Source organism: Priestia megaterium NBRC 15308 = ATCC 14581 (assembly GCF_000832985.1).
In the GTDB taxonomy this organism is placed as follows: Bacteria; Bacillota; Bacilli; order Bacillales; family Bacillaceae_H; genus Priestia; species Priestia megaterium.
In genome coordinates this window covers 279573-295936 of the sequence record NZ_CP009920.1, presented here as the reverse complement: position 1 = coordinate 295936, position 16364 = coordinate 279573, and the positions used below count along the sequence as shown (strand labels likewise).

21 protein-coding genes and 1 pseudogene are annotated in these 16364 nt (G+C 35.7%); 15 read left to right on the top strand and 7 right to left on the bottom strand.

The window, feature by feature from the left end:
* Window position 1: 1 nt before the first annotated feature.
* Together BG04_RS02140 and BG04_RS02135 are read right to left on the bottom strand one after the other, a co-directional pair.
* The gene (locus tag BG04_RS02140) at window positions 2–481 is read right to left on the bottom strand and encodes a DUF2975 domain-containing protein (protein WP_034650194.1); all 480 of its coding nucleotides are present in this window, start codon (window positions 479–481) and stop codon (window positions 2–4) included.
* Window positions 482–510: 29 nt separating this feature from the next.
* Complete coding sequence (locus BG04_RS02135; RefSeq protein WP_034650196.1) at window positions 511–993, bottom strand: DUF2975 domain-containing protein; 483 nt, start codon at window positions 991–993, stop codon at window positions 511–513.
* A gap of 582 nt (window positions 994–1575) precedes the next feature.
* Between BG04_RS02135 and BG04_RS02130 the strand changes: the two genes are divergently transcribed.
* The 10 genes from BG04_RS02130 (at window position 1576) to BG04_RS02085 (ending at window position 9068) form a co-directional block, all read left to right on the top strand.
* Window positions 1576–1887 carry a hypothetical protein gene (locus BG04_RS02130; RefSeq protein WP_034650198.1) on the top strand — a complete coding sequence of 104 codons (312 nt, stop codon included), beginning with the start codon at window positions 1576–1578 and terminating at the stop codon, window positions 1885–1887.
* A gap of 149 nt (window positions 1888–2036) precedes the next feature.
* Window positions 2037–2564, top strand: coding sequence for an RNA polymerase sigma factor (locus BG04_RS02125; RefSeq protein WP_051975576.1), 528 nt, complete (start codon window positions 2037–2039; stop codon window positions 2562–2564).
* Complete coding sequence (locus tag BG04_RS02120; RefSeq protein ID WP_034650202.1) at window positions 2548–3624, top strand: DUF4030 domain-containing protein; 1077 nt, start codon at window positions 2548–2550, stop codon at window positions 3622–3624. Before BG04_RS02125 ends, BG04_RS02120 begins: the two co-directional genes overlap by 17 nt.
* A 67-nt stretch (window positions 3625–3691) precedes the next feature.
* On the top strand, window positions 3692–3964 hold the full coding sequence (locus BG04_RS02115; RefSeq protein WP_034650204.1) for a YesK family protein: 273 nt from the start codon (window positions 3692–3694) through the stop codon (window positions 3962–3964).
* Window positions 3965–4018: 54 nt separating this feature from the next.
* Window positions 4019–4744, top strand: a complete 726-nt coding sequence (locus tag BG04_RS02110) for an ABC transporter ATP-binding protein (protein ID WP_034650206.1) — start codon at window positions 4019–4021, stop codon at window positions 4742–4744.
* On the top strand, window positions 4741–5568 hold the full coding sequence (locus BG04_RS02105; RefSeq protein ID WP_013084151.1) for a DUF2705 family protein: 828 nt from the start codon (window positions 4741–4743) through the stop codon (window positions 5566–5568). Before BG04_RS02110 ends, BG04_RS02105 begins: the two co-directional genes overlap by 4 nt.
* 13 nt (window positions 5569–5581) lie before the next feature.
* On the top strand, window positions 5582–6352 hold the full coding sequence (locus BG04_RS02100; RefSeq protein ID WP_051975577.1) for an ABC transporter permease: 771 nt from the start codon (window positions 5582–5584) through the stop codon (window positions 6350–6352).
* A gap of 7 nt (window positions 6353–6359) precedes the next feature.
* Window positions 6360–7037 carry a response regulator transcription factor gene (locus tag BG04_RS02095; protein ID WP_016766561.1) on the top strand — a complete coding sequence of 226 codons (678 nt, stop codon included), beginning with the start codon at window positions 6360–6362 and terminating at the stop codon, window positions 7035–7037.
* Entirely contained in the window at window positions 7025–8488 is a 1464-nt protein-coding gene (locus BG04_RS02090) for a sensor histidine kinase (RefSeq protein ID WP_034650212.1), read from the top strand. The genes BG04_RS02095 and BG04_RS02090 overlap by 13 nt, the downstream gene beginning before the upstream one ends.
* 253 nt (window positions 8489–8741) lie before the next feature.
* Complete coding sequence (locus BG04_RS02085) at window positions 8742–9068, top strand: antibiotic biosynthesis monooxygenase family protein (RefSeq protein WP_034650214.1); 327 nt, start codon at window positions 8742–8744, stop codon at window positions 9066–9068.
* A gap of 455 nt (window positions 9069–9523) precedes the next feature.
* On the opposite strand, the gene BG04_RS02080 is transcribed toward BG04_RS02085, so the two are convergent.
* Window positions 9524–9826, bottom strand: coding sequence for a hypothetical protein (locus tag BG04_RS02080; RefSeq protein WP_034650216.1), 303 nt, complete (start codon window positions 9824–9826; stop codon window positions 9524–9526).
* A 223-nt stretch (window positions 9827–10049) separates the two neighbouring features.
* Here BG04_RS02080 and BG04_RS02075 point away from each other — a divergent pair, with 223 nt between their 5' ends.
* From BG04_RS02075 to BG04_RS02065, 3 genes are all read left to right on the top strand, one after another.
* Window positions 10050–11123, top strand: a complete 1074-nt coding sequence (locus tag BG04_RS02075) for a beta-carotene 15,15'-monooxygenase (RefSeq protein WP_230586526.1) — start codon at window positions 10050–10052, stop codon at window positions 11121–11123.
* Between the two features lie 140 nt (window positions 11124–11263).
* Complete coding sequence (locus BG04_RS02070; RefSeq protein WP_034650220.1) at window positions 11264–12517, top strand: erythromycin esterase family protein; 1254 nt, start codon at window positions 11264–11266, stop codon at window positions 12515–12517.
* Window positions 12518–12548: 31 nt separating this feature from the next.
* Window positions 12549–12914 (top strand): cupin domain-containing protein, encoded by a 366-nt coding sequence (locus BG04_RS02065; protein WP_034650222.1) that lies wholly within the window; start codon window positions 12549–12551, stop codon window positions 12912–12914.
* A 26-nt stretch (window positions 12915–12940) separates the two neighbouring features.
* Here BG04_RS02065 and BG04_RS02060 read toward each other — a convergent pair.
* Both BG04_RS02060 and BG04_RS30830 read right to left on the bottom strand, forming a co-directional pair.
* A pseudogene (locus BG04_RS02060) lies at window positions 12941–13714 on the bottom strand (Cof-type HAD-IIB family hydrolase).
* A 14-nt stretch (window positions 13715–13728) separates the two neighbouring features.
* Entirely contained in the window at window positions 13729–13899 is a 171-nt protein-coding gene (locus BG04_RS30830; protein WP_168797081.1) for a hypothetical protein, read from the bottom strand.
* Window positions 13900–14011: 112 nt separating this feature from the next.
* Here BG04_RS30830 and BG04_RS02055 point away from each other — a divergent pair, with 112 nt between their 5' ends.
* Entirely contained in the window at window positions 14012–14509 is a 498-nt protein-coding gene (locus BG04_RS02055) for a hypothetical protein (protein ID WP_034655056.1), read from the top strand.
* 72 nt (window positions 14510–14581) lie between these two features.
* On the opposite strand, the gene BG04_RS02050 is transcribed toward BG04_RS02055, so the two are convergent.
* Window positions 14582–15262, bottom strand: coding sequence for an LbetaH domain-containing protein (locus BG04_RS02050; protein ID WP_034655057.1), 681 nt, complete (start codon window positions 15260–15262; stop codon window positions 14582–14584).
* A gap of 285 nt (window positions 15263–15547) precedes the next feature.
* Entirely contained in the window at window positions 15548–15748 is a 201-nt protein-coding gene (locus BG04_RS02045; protein ID WP_034650223.1) for a hypothetical protein, read from the bottom strand.
* A gap of 180 nt (window positions 15749–15928) precedes the next feature.
* On the opposite strand from BG04_RS02045, the gene BG04_RS02040 reads away from it, so the two are divergent.
* Window positions 15929–16336, top strand: coding sequence for a DUF1878 family protein (locus BG04_RS02040; RefSeq protein WP_034650226.1), 408 nt, complete (start codon window positions 15929–15931; stop codon window positions 16334–16336).
* The last annotated feature ends 28 nt before the right edge of the window (window positions 16337–16364 follow it).

Here is a 16364-nt window from a genome sequence, read left to right as displayed (position 1 = left end):
CTCAGACCGTTAAATCATTTTCTGATTTTATGTTAATCGCTTCTTGCAAAAGCCTTTGGAGAACAGCAGCAAAAACTGCGATAACCAACGAAGCAAAAGGAATGACCATTCCAACAAATATGAGACCTGGGGCATCGTCTTTATCTGCCACGAGATAATAGACGGGTAAACCTAAAACATGCAAACTACAGATGGAAATGGCGCAGTATTTGATGCTCATTAAAATTCGAACAGACAATTCGGAGAAAGCAATGTTCTTGTCAATATAACTTAACAGTTTAAAAGCTTGGTAAAGGGCGAAGTAAAAAGGTAATGTTCCTCCATATAAAAGGATGAAAATGATATATTCTATGGAATGAATACCTAAGAAATCCGCTACCGCATCTGCCAGTTCAGGAACCAGAAATATGCACAAAGCGAGAACCGGAATTCCAATGAGAATAACTGCTATCTTCAAAAATAATGTGGTTGCTATCTTCATAAAAAACACCTCTCCTATATTTCTAAATGTTAATTGTTTTTTGGCTGTGAATCCATGACATTCTTTATAGGTTTTTGAAACACGTCCACAATGGCTGCGATGATACTTGTTGCCAAGATGCCCATTAGACCTAGAGATATTGGACCTGCTGCATCATCACCTGTGAATTGAGCATGCACCCTTAAATAAACTATTGCTAACAAAATAAAGAAAATGACAGTAAAAGTGCATTTTTTTATTATCTTCAAAGACTGAAGAGATAACTCAGAGAAAGCATTATTCTTTTCGATATAGGTTAAAAGTTTAAAAATTTGATACAACGCCACAGAAAACGTGATACATATTCCATATGTACATACCAAAAGTGGATATAGCGAATAATCACCAGGACGCTCTATAGCATCTCTTCTGGCTGCTTCAGGCAACAAAAATATACATGCGGCAAGCACTGCAATTCCAATCAGAAAAATTATTACCTTTAAGAAAGTGGTAGAACCTCGTTTAACATTCATAAAAACACCTCACTTATTTAATGATAATAAGAATTTAACATATGATTTATCGTTTTACAATAAAATATTATCGTTTTTTGTTATACTATTATTGTTATTATTGAAATATGCTTTTAATTTTAAGCAAAATAAAAAGCATTTCTCATCACAAAGAAATGCTCTTACTTTAGAAGGTTAAATTTACAACTTGTTCAACAAAACTTCCAAACAGTTTAATAAAGTGAATCAATAATGAAAGATATCAGACCCTACTTGAAATAAATAATATCCTTAGAACTCACTAAATAATTCACGGTTAAATTCAAATAATTATTTCCATATTCGAGAATTTTTATGCGAATTTCTGCTTGAATTTAAGGGGGAATAGCAAATATAGAAGTAATATCAAGCAAATAAAAAACGTGAATTCATGTGTCAATTCATACTAGAATGCATTATGAAATTAAGTTTTACCCCCCAGAAAAGAACCCGTTAATAAAAATCTATGTCCTTTTTTTCTTTCTGATGTTGAGACTTTGTAATTTGTATATTTCAATTAAATATTATATGGTATTATTTTCTTTAGTTAGGAGGATATTTGAAATGGGTGTTTCAAAAGAAAATAAGCCAATTTTATTAACGGTTATTTTGTTGGTGGCTGCGTTTGTAGTGTTTTTTGCAGATTGGATATTTCCATCAAATTCAATTTTTCCAAACAGAAGCGGAGATATGACTATTGCACTGTGGCTGTTTTTTGCAATAGACCTTGGTTTTATTGTGGCATTAGTTTTAGGAGTCCGAACGAAGAAGCCGAGCGTTGTGTGGTTTAGCATTATCGCAAACAGCATCTTTATTGTGTTGCTTTCCGGCTTAATGTTTTTATTAGCAATTGCGAATGGGATTTCCGAGCCCTAAGCCTTTGGTTAACTAAAAATTTCATAGATTGTGATAGTAAAAGCTTTCTTAATTAGGAGAGCTTTTTTATTTTTGTAAATAAAAACCACAACTTTTTATTATAGATTACGTCTAAGTAACGAATATTAGTTAAAAGGATGGTCAGAACATTGGAAAATACGAAAAAAGAAGAGATTGAGCGTTGGTATGACGAACATAGTAACGCCTTATTAAAATTTATTTTGATGCTCGTAAAAGATTATCAGCAAGCTGAAGATTTGACCCATGAAACATTTGTAAAAGCTTATCTTTCCTATGATTTATTTCAGCAAAACGCTAGTGAAAAGACGTGGTTATTTCGTATTGCCCATAATGTAACGATTGATTATTTTCGAAAACAAAAGCCTACTAGTCTTTTAAAAGACTTTCTTCTTTCGAAAAAGGATCATGCTCGTTTACCTCAAGAAATGATTGAGCTTAAAGAAAGTTCTCTAGAACTGTATCAAGCGTTAGGAAAGCTCAAAGATTCACATCGTAAAGTTATTTTACTGCGCAAAGTTCAAGGTTTTTCGGTTAAAGATACAGCGACTATTTTAGGCTGGTCTGAAAGTAAAGTAAAATCAGCGCAGTTCAGGGCAATTCCTGCTTTAAGAAAGCAGTTAGTAAAGGATGGATACGTATATGAAGAAACCGTTTAATTTTTATATAGATGACAATTCGCTAGAAAAATTGAACGAGGAGTTGATTTGGAAACCAACAAGGAAGCAAAAACATAAACAAAGGCTTTTAGAAACAATTGATCAATTAGAATCTTCACCACCAAAGTCTAAAAGAAATTTATTTTCTATAAAACAAAATCATCTGGTAAGAAATATTGTATATTGTGGGGTTACCCTCTTTCTTTTGAGCGGTGCATTCATTAGTTCAGCTTTTGTTTCTCCAGCAATGGCCCAAGTGGCTGCTAAAATTCCTTACGTAGGACAGCTTTTTAAGCAAAAGCCTATAGCCGATGTATTATATCAAGAGCTTGAAAAAAAGGGATATAAAACAGCTAGCGTGGGGCAGACCTATTATGGAGGGAAAAAAGAATTAGTTGTATCAGTAGAAGGGTCGGAGAAGTATTTTAATAAGGTACGAGGAGACATAACTGATATTGCAACCAACATTTTGTCCAAAAGGCAATATGATGCCTATACGTTTAAAATTGAAAGAATGGAGCCGTATGTCTATACGGAACCGAATGCACAAGAGAAAAAAATTGAAAAGATTCAAACTGATATTTCTACAGAATTAGAGAAGCATCATTATGATTTTTTAATAGCTAACGTTAGTTTTAATTCTCCGCCAAGAGTAGAGCTGGAAATTCCTAATACAGAAAAGAGAGTAGAAGAAATAAAAGCCCTCATTCATGCTGTTCTGGCTGAAAATAAGGCAGAGAATGCTTTAATAAAAATAAAGAAAATAAATCTTAAGAAACGTGATCAAGATAATCGATGGGGAACTATTGTTACGGATATAGGCGAAGACTTATTAGGAAAAAAGAAATATCATGTCAAGATGGTAGGCTATTCTGTTCATCCCGAACCACAATTATTTATCTACACTTCATTAAACGTTTCCGAAGATAATAAGAAATTTGCCGATAAACTTAAAGGAATTATCGATGAATTTCTTGAAACAAAAGAAATGAAGAATAAAGTGAAAGGTGATTCTTACACAGTTGTGATTTACGGGAAAGGGAATAAAAAACTAAACTAAACACAGCACTTAAATATTTCTCTATACATGCTCCTCAATAACAGATATCTTGAAAGGTTGATAGACGATGATGATAGGCGGTCCTTTACTGATTGCACTGGTGCCAGGTGTACTTGTAATCCTTGTAACTTGGCTATTCAGAAAAATGAAATGGAACAAAGTCGTTAGAATGGCTCCTTCAATTCTAACCGTTATTACTGCGGCTGTACTTTTTTATATTGGTTATGGAGAAGTAAGAGGCTTTGAAGGTGCGGGCTATTTGTTTTTATCCATGTTTTTGCTTTTATTTGCAGTGGTATCCTATATTGTAGTTAAAAAACCTGTACAACAATTTTTATAAACTTTATAAATTCTTTATAAATCCCTCCTATACTACGTGTAGGGGGGATTTAAGATGAAAAATATCATTTTAGATGTAAAAAGCGTTTCGAAAAAGGTAAGACGCCGTCACTTAGTAAAAGAAGTATCGTTTCGAATTAATGAAGGGGAAATATGTGGACTGTTAGGACCAAACGGAGCTGGTAAAACGACCTTAATTCGTTTATTGACGGGGTTAATTAAACCAACCGCAGGAGAAGTTTTTATTAATGACAAACATATTTTTTCACAAAGAAAAGAAGCGTTGCAAAGCGTTGGCGCAATTGTAGAATCGCCCATCTTTTTTCCTTATATGACAGGAAAAGAAAACCTGACAAATTTAGCTCGCCTGCATTCATTTCACACAAAACAACAAAGGCAGCAAAGAGTAAAAGAAGTGCTTGATATCGTGGGATTAACCGGCAGAGAAAACGATAAAGTTCGAACGTATTCTCTTGGAATGAAGCAGAGGCTCGGAATTGCCCAAGCGCTCTTAGGTGACCCGGACCTGTTGATACTAGATGAGCCAGCCAACGGCTTAGATCCAATGGGCGTACGTGAACTGCGCGAGCTGCTTTTTACGTTAAAACGCGACTATAACAAAACGATTTTGATTTCTAGTCATTTGCTGGATGAATTACAGCGAGTATGTGATCAAATCGTTGTGATGAGAGAAGGAGAGCTAATATGGGCCGGCGCTCTAGACCAGTTAGCATCCGGTAAAAATCTGGAAGATGCGTTTGTAGAGCTGGTGTCACAATGAAGGAGCTGTTAGTAGCGGAGTGGGAAAGACTTTGGAAAAGAAAAGTGGCGTGGCTGACCTTTCTATTAGTGCCGGTGGTGCTGTTAGCTGCTTCATCTTATCTCCAAAAAGAAAACGGAGCACTCACAGTCGATTTACCACAGTATACGTTTGCGGGAAACTTTCCTGTACTGAGCTTAGCTGAAATGTTATTTACCGTTTTTAATGCCATGTTCTTAGTTTTTATTACGCTCGTTGTTACCGGCGAGTACCGGTCAGGACAGCTGCGAATGGTCATGATACGATCATATTCGTTTAAAGAAATCATCCTAGCAAAAGCCGCAGTGATTCTGCTGTTTAATTTACTGTTTTTTATTACGTATTTTTGTATGAGCTATGTGATAGGCTTTCTGATGTTTGAACATCCGCAAACCTACTTTGTGTTTTATCACAGTCATGCTTTCAACATAAAAGAAGCGCTAGTATATAATCTTTCATTCTATGGATATGCCTATTTAACGACTATTGCGATATGCTGTGTGCTGTTTTTTATCTCTGTTATCAGCAAAACGACCACTACGGCTGTTGGAATCGGTGTTGCTTTTATACTGATCTCGTTTTCGTACCCGACTTTATTAACAGGGTTTAAGCAGTGGATGAGTGAAGAGCTTTTTGGACAGCTGTTTTTTACTTCCGTACCGATGATTCAATGGCAGGGGATCACAGTCATGATGGCAGAAAAACCGCAGTTTGTAGGCTGGAATTTCGGTGTGTTAGGTTTTTATGTGCTGTTTTTTAGCGGTTTAACGTATGTAGCTATTCGAAAAAAAGAATCATTTCTATAAAAGGAGAAAAGACATGATGACAGGACTTTTTATCAGTGAATTAGAGCGAACGTTTAAACGAAAGAAAACAGCGGCTGTATTAGCCGTGTACGCAGGGTTACTTGCTTTTATTTGGTTCTTTTTTCAAAGGGGAGGCATTTCGTTTTTTGATGCAGACCACGACGTGAAAATTGATTCTTTAAATTCAGCACCGCTGCTTCTTCGAGACCTATCCTTTGCGATTACGTTTATTGTCATTCCTATGTTTGTGGCAGATAGCTTCAACGGTGAGTACACGTCGGGAGCGCTGCGCATGGTACTAATTCGGCCGCACCATCGTGTGAAGCTATTTTTTGTAAAGTGGGCGGTTCAATGTTTACTAGTTTTTATTATTCTTTGTATTACGTGGTTAGTGGGTACATGCCTTGGAAGAATGGTTATGCCTCATGTAAATGAAACAACGTTTTTAGGAGGACAGACTTTAGGGACTGTTGGAGCGTTACTATATTCGCTGAAATTTTACGGCATTTGTTTTTGCATCTTTATAGCGGTTATTAGTATCGGGAGTATCCTGAGTGTTCTTATGCCTAATTCCATTTTATCTTACGTCGCAACTATTGGTGCTTTAATTGGAAGTGTGTATGTGTCAGATAAACTAAGCTTCTTTTTCTCCGTAACCGATTCTGTTTTTCATGAATTAAGCAGGCCAAACTCTGAATTTTTAGTGAACCTATTATTTCCAATTTTACTCATTAGCCTTATAATAAACCTATTCGTATGGAAAAAGAAAGAATGGGTAGGGTGAGCTGGAGATGAATCAAACAATTTTACTAGTGGATGATGAAAAAGACATTATTTCATTTATGAAAGATGCGCTGCAAGATGAAGGGTATGAGGTGCTGTTCGCCTACGAAGGGCAAGAAGCGTTAAAAAAGTTAAAAATAAATCCAGATTTAATTGTGCTGGATGTGATGATGCCAGGCATGGATGGCTTTGCACTTTGTGAACTAATCCGAAAAAGCATATCATGCCCCATCATCTTTTTAAGCGCAAAGCAAACGGAGCAGGACAGAGTAAGAGGACTATTGGTCGGTGGAGATGATTATTTAGTTAAACCTTTTAGCATGAAAGAACTAAAAGCCCGTATTTATGCCCATCTGCGCCGTGAGCAGAGAATTAGCAGCAATTCCTATAGCAGGCTTCATTTTGGAGAGTTAACCATTGATTTAAATGGCTATCAAATTTTACATAACAATGAAGTAATTCCGTTTACTTCGAGAGAATTTGAGATCATTCATTTTCTCGCTCTTCATCCAGGTCAGGTGTTTACACGCGAGCAGCTGTATGAAAAAGTTTGGGGCTACGACGCGGAAGGAGATTCATCTACGATTACAGAACACGTGAAAAAAATTAGAGCAAAACTATTAAAATGTGACGAAACACCTTATATCTCGACCGTTTGGGGCATTGGCTACAAATGGGTAAAATAAAAAAATGGATGAACCGGGCAACGTTAAAAGCGCAGTTTGTTTTATCTTTTCATGTGATTTTGCTGTATAGTCTGCTTGCTACGCTTTTAACGTGGGGAATTGTCATCTCAGTGAACTGGTTTTTTATGCCCGGAGCACTGAATCCAGCAAATTATTATGAAAAACAAATTCCCGATATTCTTCAGTTCGTTAAGAAAAAAGAAGATGCGCTCCTTTCTAAAGATGCTAAAAACCAAGTAGAATCGGTTATTCCGCTAGAAGGCATGGATTATCAAATTATGAATAAAGAAGGACAAATCGTGTATGGCTCCATGTCCACTTCATATACCAAGAGCAAACGCGATTTTTATTCTCAGGTTAATACAAATATCCATTCAGGTAAATATATTATAAAAGTCTATCCGCTTTTTGATTCAAAAGACGAAGTAAACGGGGCCATTGCGTTAAGATATCAATTAAACATGGCTTCGGCTAACCCAAATATTAAATGGATCGTTGCGCTTGTAACGTTTTTATCTCTAGCCAGTCCGTTTCTTTATTTTTATTTGTTTGCTTATTTATTTGGAAGACGATTTAGCAAAAAAATTGAACGACCTTTTAACGAGCTGATGACAGCCGCAAAGAATATTCAACATAATAATTTGGATTTTTCGCTGTCCGTGACTCAAGACGCCAAAGAATTAAGTCAGCTGCTGCATGCCTTTGAAGAAATGCGAAAAGAATTAAAGCAATCGCTAGCTAAACAGTGGCAGCTAGAAGAAGACCGTAAGGATATGACGGCTGCGATTGCGCATGATTTACGAACGCCTCTTACAATCATTCACGGTCACACCGAAATTTTAATAGAAGGAAGCAAAAAGGACGCGGAGAGGCTTAATCGATATTTACATACGATCTACACAAATACACAGCGTTCGATTCAACTATTAAATCAGCTGCAAGAAGTATCTGTCATAGAAAACCCGGGCTTTACCGTAAAACGGGAACCTATTGATATCTACACATTTGTTCATGAGAAAGCGGACGAGTTTCAGCTTTTATGTCAAAAAAAAGAGATTACCTTTTTATCTTCAATTAGTGAAGCAGACGGACCAAATCAATTTTACGGAGATCCTCAGCGCATTTCTCAAGTATTAGATAATGTCATCACAAACTGTATTCGGTACACGCCTGAACGAGGGGAGATAGCTTGGAATACCGTCATTCATCATAGCGAAGTAATCTTTGAAATACATGATACGGGTCCTGGGTTTACACTATCCAACAAAGAACAGCTGTTTAAAAAGTTTTACAGAGAAGATGCGTCGAGAACAAGCGGGCACGGGAATTTGGGGCTAGGTCTTTATATTGCTCATTCCATTGTGAAAAACCACGGAGGAAGCATCACGGCCGATAATAAGGAGACGGGAGGATCATTGTTTAAGATTGTTCTTCCGATGGGAAAGAAGTAAACGCGTAAAAAAAGAACCCTCAAAAAAGAGAGTTCCAAAAAGGGTAAGTAAGAAAGAAATGTACCTGTTCCTTTAGGGGGACTGCATCTGTACAGTAAAATTTATACCCCGTATACCTCCATTAAAAAGTTGAAAAATAATCCAATAATGGAATTTATAAAAATAGTACTAAAAGAAGATAAAGGTAATAGAAAAATTAATTATGCACTTATACTTTTTTACTGTAATTTGATTTTTAAAGGAGGAAATTAAGATGCCTGGAATTGTTAAAACCCCTGATCCTCCTTATTATGCTGTCATTTTCGCTTCTGAAAGAACAGAAGGAGAGAAGGGTTACGGGATAATGGCAGATAAAATGGTGGAGCTTGCATCTAAACAAAAAGGCTTTTTAGGAATAGAAAGTGCTAGAGATCAAGATTTAGGTATTACCGTTTCATACTGGGATTCCTTAGAATCAATAAGAATGTGGAAAGAAAACTCAGCCCACCGCGCAGCGCAGCACAAAGGAAAAAAAGAATGGTATCAAACGTTTTCGCTTAGAGTGGGCAAAGTGGAAAGGCATAGCTTTTTTGAGATGTAGGGCGTATATGGTTGATTGTTTAAAAAAGGGGAGAAGCCTTTATATTTTTAGCTACTGTAGGATTTATAGCCGTTTTTATCACTTTATGTTCACTAGAAGCACAGCTAAGAACGATTGTTAAACAAAAAGATAGAATTGTTGAATTACTTGAGAAGCGGAATAGAGAGTAAGCAAATTCTAATGAACTCAACGTTTATGATATCATCTCCTGACTTTAGTTACGGGAGATGTTTTATTTTCAGTTTAATATCAAAACAAAAGTTTAGGCATGCACAAAAAAACCTCAGTAGGAGGTCTAGTTATTCCTTGTTAATAAAACACTTATAACAAGCTCATCTACTGTCGGATGTCATCTAGAGGCTGTATTAAAAGCCAATTATAAAGTAAGGCTATATTTATCGTTTCATCAGGAAAGATGAGCTGAACTTCTTTATTTCTTACTTGTGATCTTTCATTTAATCACCGTATTTTTTTCTGTACGTGAGAAACGTTATCAAATATACAACTGAAATCATCGTTAGAAATATTAGCGGCGAAATGCCAATGCCGTCATAAGAATTTTTTCCTTGAAAAGTCCGATAAATTGACTCTATAACTTCTAAAATCAGCATACCTATAACTACCACAAATGCGTATGATTGAGCCTTCGTGCTGATAAACTTCTTTCTTTCATCACCTTTTCGAGAAGATGATGTAACAAAAATCAAAAGTCCGCAAACTAACAGGATGAATGAATACACAATTTTAACCCAATCCATTCTTACTCCTCCTTATAATAAATGTAAAAAATATTTTACATTTATTATTTTATCATCAGTTCCATAAATGTCAAACTCTTTTTACATTGTAAATTATTTGTATAAAAGAATTGGTAAAAAAAATGATTTTATAACATAATGTCACGCTACAAAGTGACTTAAATCAACTCCACTGGTAAAATGGAAGTAACAGGAATTTACGTGTTTCACTAACTAAAGTGAGGTGGGTTGTTTGGTTCTTCATAAAAAAACAGTTTCTTTTATTGCTCTTTTTTTACTGCTGTTAGTCATAAGTTCAAATTACGTGTTGTACCACTCTTCTTTTGGTCTTCAGTCGCTGCCTGCTGATCTCAACGGAGTAGTAGTAGGTTCTATTTTAGACTTAAGTCTTGTGGCTCCGCTCTTATTTCTAGCCTGGCAGCGTAAGTTCAGTCTAAAGCACTTTATTGTGTTAATGGCTACAGGCCTTATTGCTGCGCGTTTTATCATTCCAAGTGAATACTTGGCTTCTTTTCAGACGGTTATGTGGCTCGGTGTTGGAATAGAAGGAGTACTCATTTTATTTGAACTTTCGCTGCTGTTTATGCTAGTTAAAAACGTACCGCCTATTTTGAGAAGGATCAAATCAAGCTCTTTACCGCTTTTATTTTCTTTTTCGCGGACTGTAAACGAAAAGTTCCCCAACCAAACGTTTCTACACATCCTTTGTTCAGAAATGCTGATGTTTTACTATGCATTTGGAACGTGGAAGAAGCAGCCCAGTAATGAAGGGAATACGTTTACTCTGTATAAACGCTCAAGTTTTATTACGTTTCAAATTATGATTATTCATGCGATTATCATTGAAACATTAGGGCTTCACTGGCTGCTGCATAATACGTCTATCATTCTTTCAATCGTTTTACTGATCCTTAATATTTATAGCATTGTTTTCTTTTTAGGAGACATTCAAGCATTAAGGCTTAACCCTTTGCGAGTCGATGATGATCATCTATACATTTCATTTGGTTTAGGTAAGCGTATGGAGATACCATTTAGAGACATTGCTGAGATAGTAGAAGACGCTCACATTCTCGAGCAAAAAATACCCAGCACCACGATTGAATTTATCGCACGCGATTTTGAAACTGTGCATCCCGATCTTTTACTAACACTAAAATCTCCAATCGAAGCAACGCTTTTTATGGGAATCAAAAAGAAATACAAGCAGGTTGCCATTCGCGTAGATGATCCTCACGCGTTTAAAAAAATAGTCAAAGAGCGTTTGGAGAAAGCTCAGCGGGATGAGTTGATCTAGAACTTTAGAAAAACAAGATCTTATAGGAGTATCTATAAGGTTTTTTTGCTGCTGATCAGCTATTGGACATAAATAGTGAAGTGTTAGCTGTATTTTAGTAAAATGGAAGTAATAGGTAACTTGGTGAAGGAGGATAGAATATGGGGATTTTTTCAAAAGGAAAAGAGAGGTATTTAAACTCTGTGGAGTGGCTATCTAAAAACTCAATTCATTTAAGCGAACCGGCTGAATGTACGCCTCAAGAGTTTGAATTTCTCCGTCATATCGTAAAAGATAAGAGAATTGTGTGGTTAGGGGAAAATGGTCACAACATAAGAGAACATAATATGATGAAGTCAAAAATAATAGAATTTCTACATAAAGAAATGAATTTTACCGTACTGGCATTTGAAAGCGGATTAGCTGAATGCTACAGCGCTAATGAGTTAAAAGAAGAGTTTACAGATGAAGACTTTTTAAAAAACGCCGTTTATTCTTTATGGGCAACAAAAGAAAATCTATCTTTGTTTCAGCTAATGAAAAAATCAGATTTAAGTTTAATAGGAATAGATATTAATCCTTCTTCTAATCGTGATCTTTTCGTGAAATTCGTTCAGCAGCTGAGTCCCGTAGTGTCTGAAGACATGATAGAAAAGATAGAATACATTGAAGCAGGCGTGTATAAATGGTATTACCAGCTAGGGCAATATAAATCGAGAAGAAAAAAAGTTCCAGCAGAAATGCTACGTGAGTTTGCAGAGTTTAAAGAAAAAGCAAGCGTAGTAATAGGAGATTTAGAAGCTTATCTACTTGAAGAATACGTTTTGCATCTTGAAAATCAAGAGCTTGTATGTAAAGTTAAAATAATTATTCGATGCCTGCAAAACCGTTTGTATTTTATCAATCATATTCACCATAATCACCGGATGTATAAAAAACTAAGAGAAAAACGAATGAAGGAAAATTTAGAATGGATTTGTCAAGAGCTGTACCCTAATGAAAAGATTATTATCTGGGCACATAACCTTCATATTTTCAAACAATATAAAACGTTTACAGGCTTTGAACCTCTAGGAGCGATTGTCTCTAATGAAATAAAAAAACAGTCTTATTACTTAGGCTTATTTATGTATGAAGGTGAAATACATACGGATACAGGGCAGCCATATAAAATAGAGAAGCCGCCTAAAAAAAGTCTAGAGGACTATATGCATCAAGTGCAATCACCGGCCTTATTTACTGATTTCTCACAGCTTGAAAAAAAATCAGACAACAAATGGATATTTACTAAAACGATCTTTTTAGAAAGTGGTACTATGCCAACTTTATTTGTACCGCGTGACCAGCTAGACGGTGCTTTATTTGTTGAGTCTGTGTCTCCGCCTGAGTATCTTAAACGCAGTAAAAATAAATAAGAAATCGTAATGAACAAAGAAGAGGTGCACATTGAAAATCTATAAATGCAGCAAAGAACATGGCAAAAAAGTAGAAAAATATCAGTCGCATTTAGCCACTTACGTAAAAATGGCACGAACAAATGAACCAGCTACGATCGGTTATATGTATATAGAAGGAGAAGGAACGATAGGGCATCATCAAGCTCCTATCTCTCAGCTATTTATCGTAGTCGAAGGTGAGGGATGGGTAACAGGAGAGAATCAAAAACGAATATCTATTAAACGTGGAGAAGCAGTACTGTGGAAAAAAGGAGAGTGGCATACATCGGGAAGTGAAACCGGTATGACGGCCATTGTCATTCAATCGGAGGAGCTACATCCTGAAACATTTATGGAAAGAAAAAAGCACGCTTAGATAAGTTATCTAGGCGTGCCACTTTTCTATAGGACTTCAAAATTTTTAAGGGCAAACTCAATCCCGTCTTCACCCGATTTCTTCGTGACAAAATCTGCGGCGTTTTTTAACTTATCAGATCCGTTCCCCATCGCAATTCCAAGGCCGGCTAATTCTATCATATCGATGTCATTTTCTCCGTCTCCGAATGCGATAGCCTCGGATTGATCGATGTTAAAATAGTCTAAGACCTTCAGGATAGCTACCGATTTTGTAATTTCTTCTTAAAGAACACTTACGACAAAAGGGTGCCATCTTTTAAACATTAAATGAGGAAATCGCTGCGTATACTGCTCAGCCGTTTTATCATCACCATATAGACACATTAAATAAATATCTTCGTCATAAATACGCTCATTCATTTGAGGATAATCACTGAGCGATAATGTTTCCTTCAGGGCTTTTAAAATATTATCATCTTTGATTCCGTTCATGCTGAGCTCTTTTGTATAAAATGAAAGACCGTGATTTTGCGAGGCTGCATATTCAAAGACTTCGCGCGCGACGTGCTTGTCCATGGACAGCTTACAAATGACTTCTTCATTATGTACAGTAAACGCTCCGTTTGCGGTAATGAGCGTATCTATGCCTAATTCTTTAATTTCTTCACAGAGAGATAAAGGTCTGCCTGTTGCGGCAACAACTTTTATTCCTTTATCTTTTAAGCTTTTTACAATCTCTCGAGTTTTAGCGGAAATAGTCCCGTTTTCGTGATGAGTAAGAGTTCCGTCCACGTCAAAGAATACGATTTTATAGCTCATAGTAATCTCCTTGCTTAAACAGCTCTATCTTTTTTTACATTTACAAGCAGCAGGGCACAGGCAAAAATAGCAGCTATATATAAAAACGCAGAAACAACCGGTTTATGTAAAAAAGCAGTATGATTGTATGAAGAGTCATACAAATAAAGAGCGGCTAAAAATAAAAAAGGTAGTAGTTTCTTCAAGTTGTCACCTCCTGGTTTTATTATACATATTTTTCTTGTATTTGTATGTAATCTTAATAAGAGTGATAGAATAATAGTATTTTATAAGCAAAGAGAAAGCGAAGTGACGAATATGACGATACATCACTATATAGGTTCTCCTTATGAATTGCCTACAGGAAATTTTGGTACAAAAGAAACGCTGGTGCCTTTATCCGAAGCTTCTCCTTTTAATCGAAATCCAAAGAAAGAAAAGCTGATTACAATCTATGAAAAAGAAGAAGATGCGTACGGTATTAGTATCAATTACTTAAATGGCGGGTACGGCGATATAAAGCATGTATTCACCTTGCCATATATCTACGAATTATCTTGCGATGTGCACCCTAAATCCATGAGAGAGCTTTTTACATATATTGAAGAACACCTTATAGAGGGTTGTCAAATTGAATTATATTCTTGCTTGGACGGCGATGAAGCGGAAGAAAAAGATTCAAGTCTAGATACGAGTATTAACTTAAAAACGCTCTATTTCGGAAAGTATTACAAATTAGACAAAAAGAAGTACATCTATGAATTAGGGGAAATGTTTACATTTGAAGATAAACAATTTGTAGTAGTGGTAAAGTGAGGGGGTTAATTACTCGAAAAACAAAAAAATCCTTTGAGCTCAATGTTTTCAAAGGATTAGTTCGGATTACTTTTAATGACCATAGGGCATTCCACAAGAACAGCGGTGCGAACCAAATAATAAGTGATAAGAAGCGGGAAATTCTTGATTTACACGCTGTACGTCTCGTGCAAATTCTTCGCCATCTGCTGGGACTCGGCGAAGAGCATTTGCTTTTTCCTGCGTATCGATATTAGCTCCGGGTGGAACAAATCGGTTTGGTGCAATCCGTACACCATTTGTGACGACGGCATTATATGCGATAAATGTTCCTTCTCCAACAATTGCGTTGTAAACAATCGATTTAAAGCCAACAAATGTGTTATTTCCTATATAACAAGGACCATGAATAAGAGCACCGTGGGCAACGCTTACTTTGTTTCCGATAAAAATGGAATAACCTTTACCGCCAACAGGAAAGCGTTTGTTCACTAAACCATGTAAAATCACTCCGTCTTGCAGGTTTGTGTTTGAACCGATATAAAATGGAGTTCCTTCATCGGCACGAATGCTTACATTAGGAGCTACATATACATTATCTTTAATTCTGACATCTCCTATTACGCTACAAAATGGACTTATGAAAGCTGTTTTATCAATTTTAGGATAACGCTGGACTGGATTAAATGAGGTAACAGGGTTGGGGCTGATAAAGGGAGCAAACGAATCATTATGATTGTCATCATTTCTTTTTTCTTGTTTTCTTTCGCTCAAGATAACCTCTCCTTTCATAAAAGATACTTGTACTAGTAGAATATGCAGCTGAATGAAAAGAGCTTGGGCATATTTCGTATTGGAATATAAAAAAGCATGTTCATTTTTATAACTGACTTTAAATTTTTTAGCGCTAACATCAACCTTGCCAAGAGAAAGAAACAGAACAGAAAATGCAGCTGTTATTAAGCTCATTGGCATTATAGAGGTGATACTAACAGAAAGACGCCTATATCCTTTGGATATAGGCGTCTTTCTGTTAGTGACTCAGCTTGTATTTAATATTTATAAAAAAGGCTTAATATACGGAAGACTCAAACCAAAATAAATAACAAATGACATAAGCAAGTAACAACCAATAACACTTCTTCTAACTGGTTTAGAAGCTTTTTTTAACCAGCCCCAGTGTTTATCATCATAGTCAAAAATAAAGTAGTCCAAGATAACAGATAAAGTGATAATAGCAGCAATTATTAATAAACCCATATGTATCCTCACTTTCAGTTTATAAAGTAATTTCCTATTTATAACAATATACCTTGTTATCCAATTAATTACAAATAAATAAAAGTACTATGAACGGTTTATGTAACTACTATATTATGGTAAAATTCACAGAGTATAGTATTATAGTATGATGATTTTTTTAAGAAAGATGTGAAGAAGTTGGACGTCGTAAAAGAAGTAAAGCTATTAAAATATCAAATGAGTCTGATGAAACATATGATTAACGCAGAGGAACACCCTTTTTTTATGTTCACGATTGATCATGAATTTGAAGAAAATCAAGTCAATGCATTCTTAAAAATACTAGGTGTGTTTAGCTGCCGAATAAAAGGTGGAGAAATCTTCGAATGCTATCAAAATGATCAGCTGTTCTCTCAATTTAACCTTTCGTTAGATAAACTATATGCGTCAGAACCACCTACGCTAGAAGAATTAAAAATGTATGTGACTAAAATTTTTTATCAGGAATTTGAACTAGAATATTTATTGTGCAGTTTGAGGAAGCAGTTTATTCAAACCGAAGTTTGTGATTTTTTCTTGAAGCGGTTAAAAATAGATTTGAAATAAATGAATTAAGAGGGTTTTAAATATGTAG

What these genes read in the sequence shown, in the direction of transcription:
- BG04_RS02090 (WP_034650212.1), top strand. Translation starts at nt 7,025, where the DNA reads ATGGGTAAAATAAAAAAATGGATGAACCGGGCAACGTTAAAAGCGCAG.
- BG04_RS02080 (WP_034650216.1), bottom strand. Translation starts at nt 9,826, where the DNA reads ATGGATTGGGTTAAAATTGTGTATTCATTCATCCTGTTAGTTTGCGGA.
- BG04_RS02085 (WP_034650214.1), top strand. Translation starts at nt 8,742, where the DNA reads ATGCCTGGAATTGTTAAAACCCCTGATCCTCCTTATTATGCTGTCATT.
- BG04_RS02100 (WP_051975577.1), top strand. Translation starts at nt 5,582, where the DNA reads ATGATGACAGGACTTTTTATCAGTGAATTAGAGCGAACGTTTAAACGA.
- BG04_RS02110 (WP_034650206.1), top strand. Translation starts at nt 4,019, where the DNA reads ATGAAAAATATCATTTTAGATGTAAAAAGCGTTTCGAAAAAGGTAAGA.
- BG04_RS02045 (WP_034650223.1), bottom strand. Translation starts at nt 15,748, where the DNA reads ATGGGTTTATTAATAATTGCTGCTATTATCACTTTATCTGTTATCTTG.
- BG04_RS02140 (WP_034650194.1), bottom strand. Translation starts at nt 481, where the DNA reads ATGAAGATAGCAACCACATTATTTTTGAAGATAGCAGTTATTCTCATT.
- BG04_RS02095 (WP_016766561.1), top strand. Translation starts at nt 6,360, where the DNA reads ATGAATCAAACAATTTTACTAGTGGATGATGAAAAAGACATTATTTCA.
- BG04_RS02135 (WP_034650196.1), bottom strand. Translation starts at nt 993, where the DNA reads ATGAATGTTAAACGAGGTTCTACCACTTTCTTAAAGGTAATAATTTTT.
- BG04_RS02070 (WP_034650220.1), top strand. Translation starts at nt 11,264, where the DNA reads ATGGGGATTTTTTCAAAAGGAAAAGAGAGGTATTTAAACTCTGTGGAG.
- BG04_RS02120 (WP_034650202.1), top strand. Translation starts at nt 2,548, where the DNA reads ATGAAGAAACCGTTTAATTTTTATATAGATGACAATTCGCTAGAAAAA.
- BG04_RS02055 (WP_034655056.1), top strand. Translation starts at nt 14,012, where the DNA reads ATGACGATACATCACTATATAGGTTCTCCTTATGAATTGCCTACAGGA.
- BG04_RS02105 (WP_013084151.1), top strand. Translation starts at nt 4,741, where the DNA reads ATGAAGGAGCTGTTAGTAGCGGAGTGGGAAAGACTTTGGAAAAGAAAA.
- BG04_RS02130 (WP_034650198.1), top strand. Translation starts at nt 1,576, where the DNA reads ATGGGTGTTTCAAAAGAAAATAAGCCAATTTTATTAACGGTTATTTTG.
- BG04_RS02115 (WP_034650204.1), top strand. Translation starts at nt 3,692, where the DNA reads ATGATGATAGGCGGTCCTTTACTGATTGCACTGGTGCCAGGTGTACTT.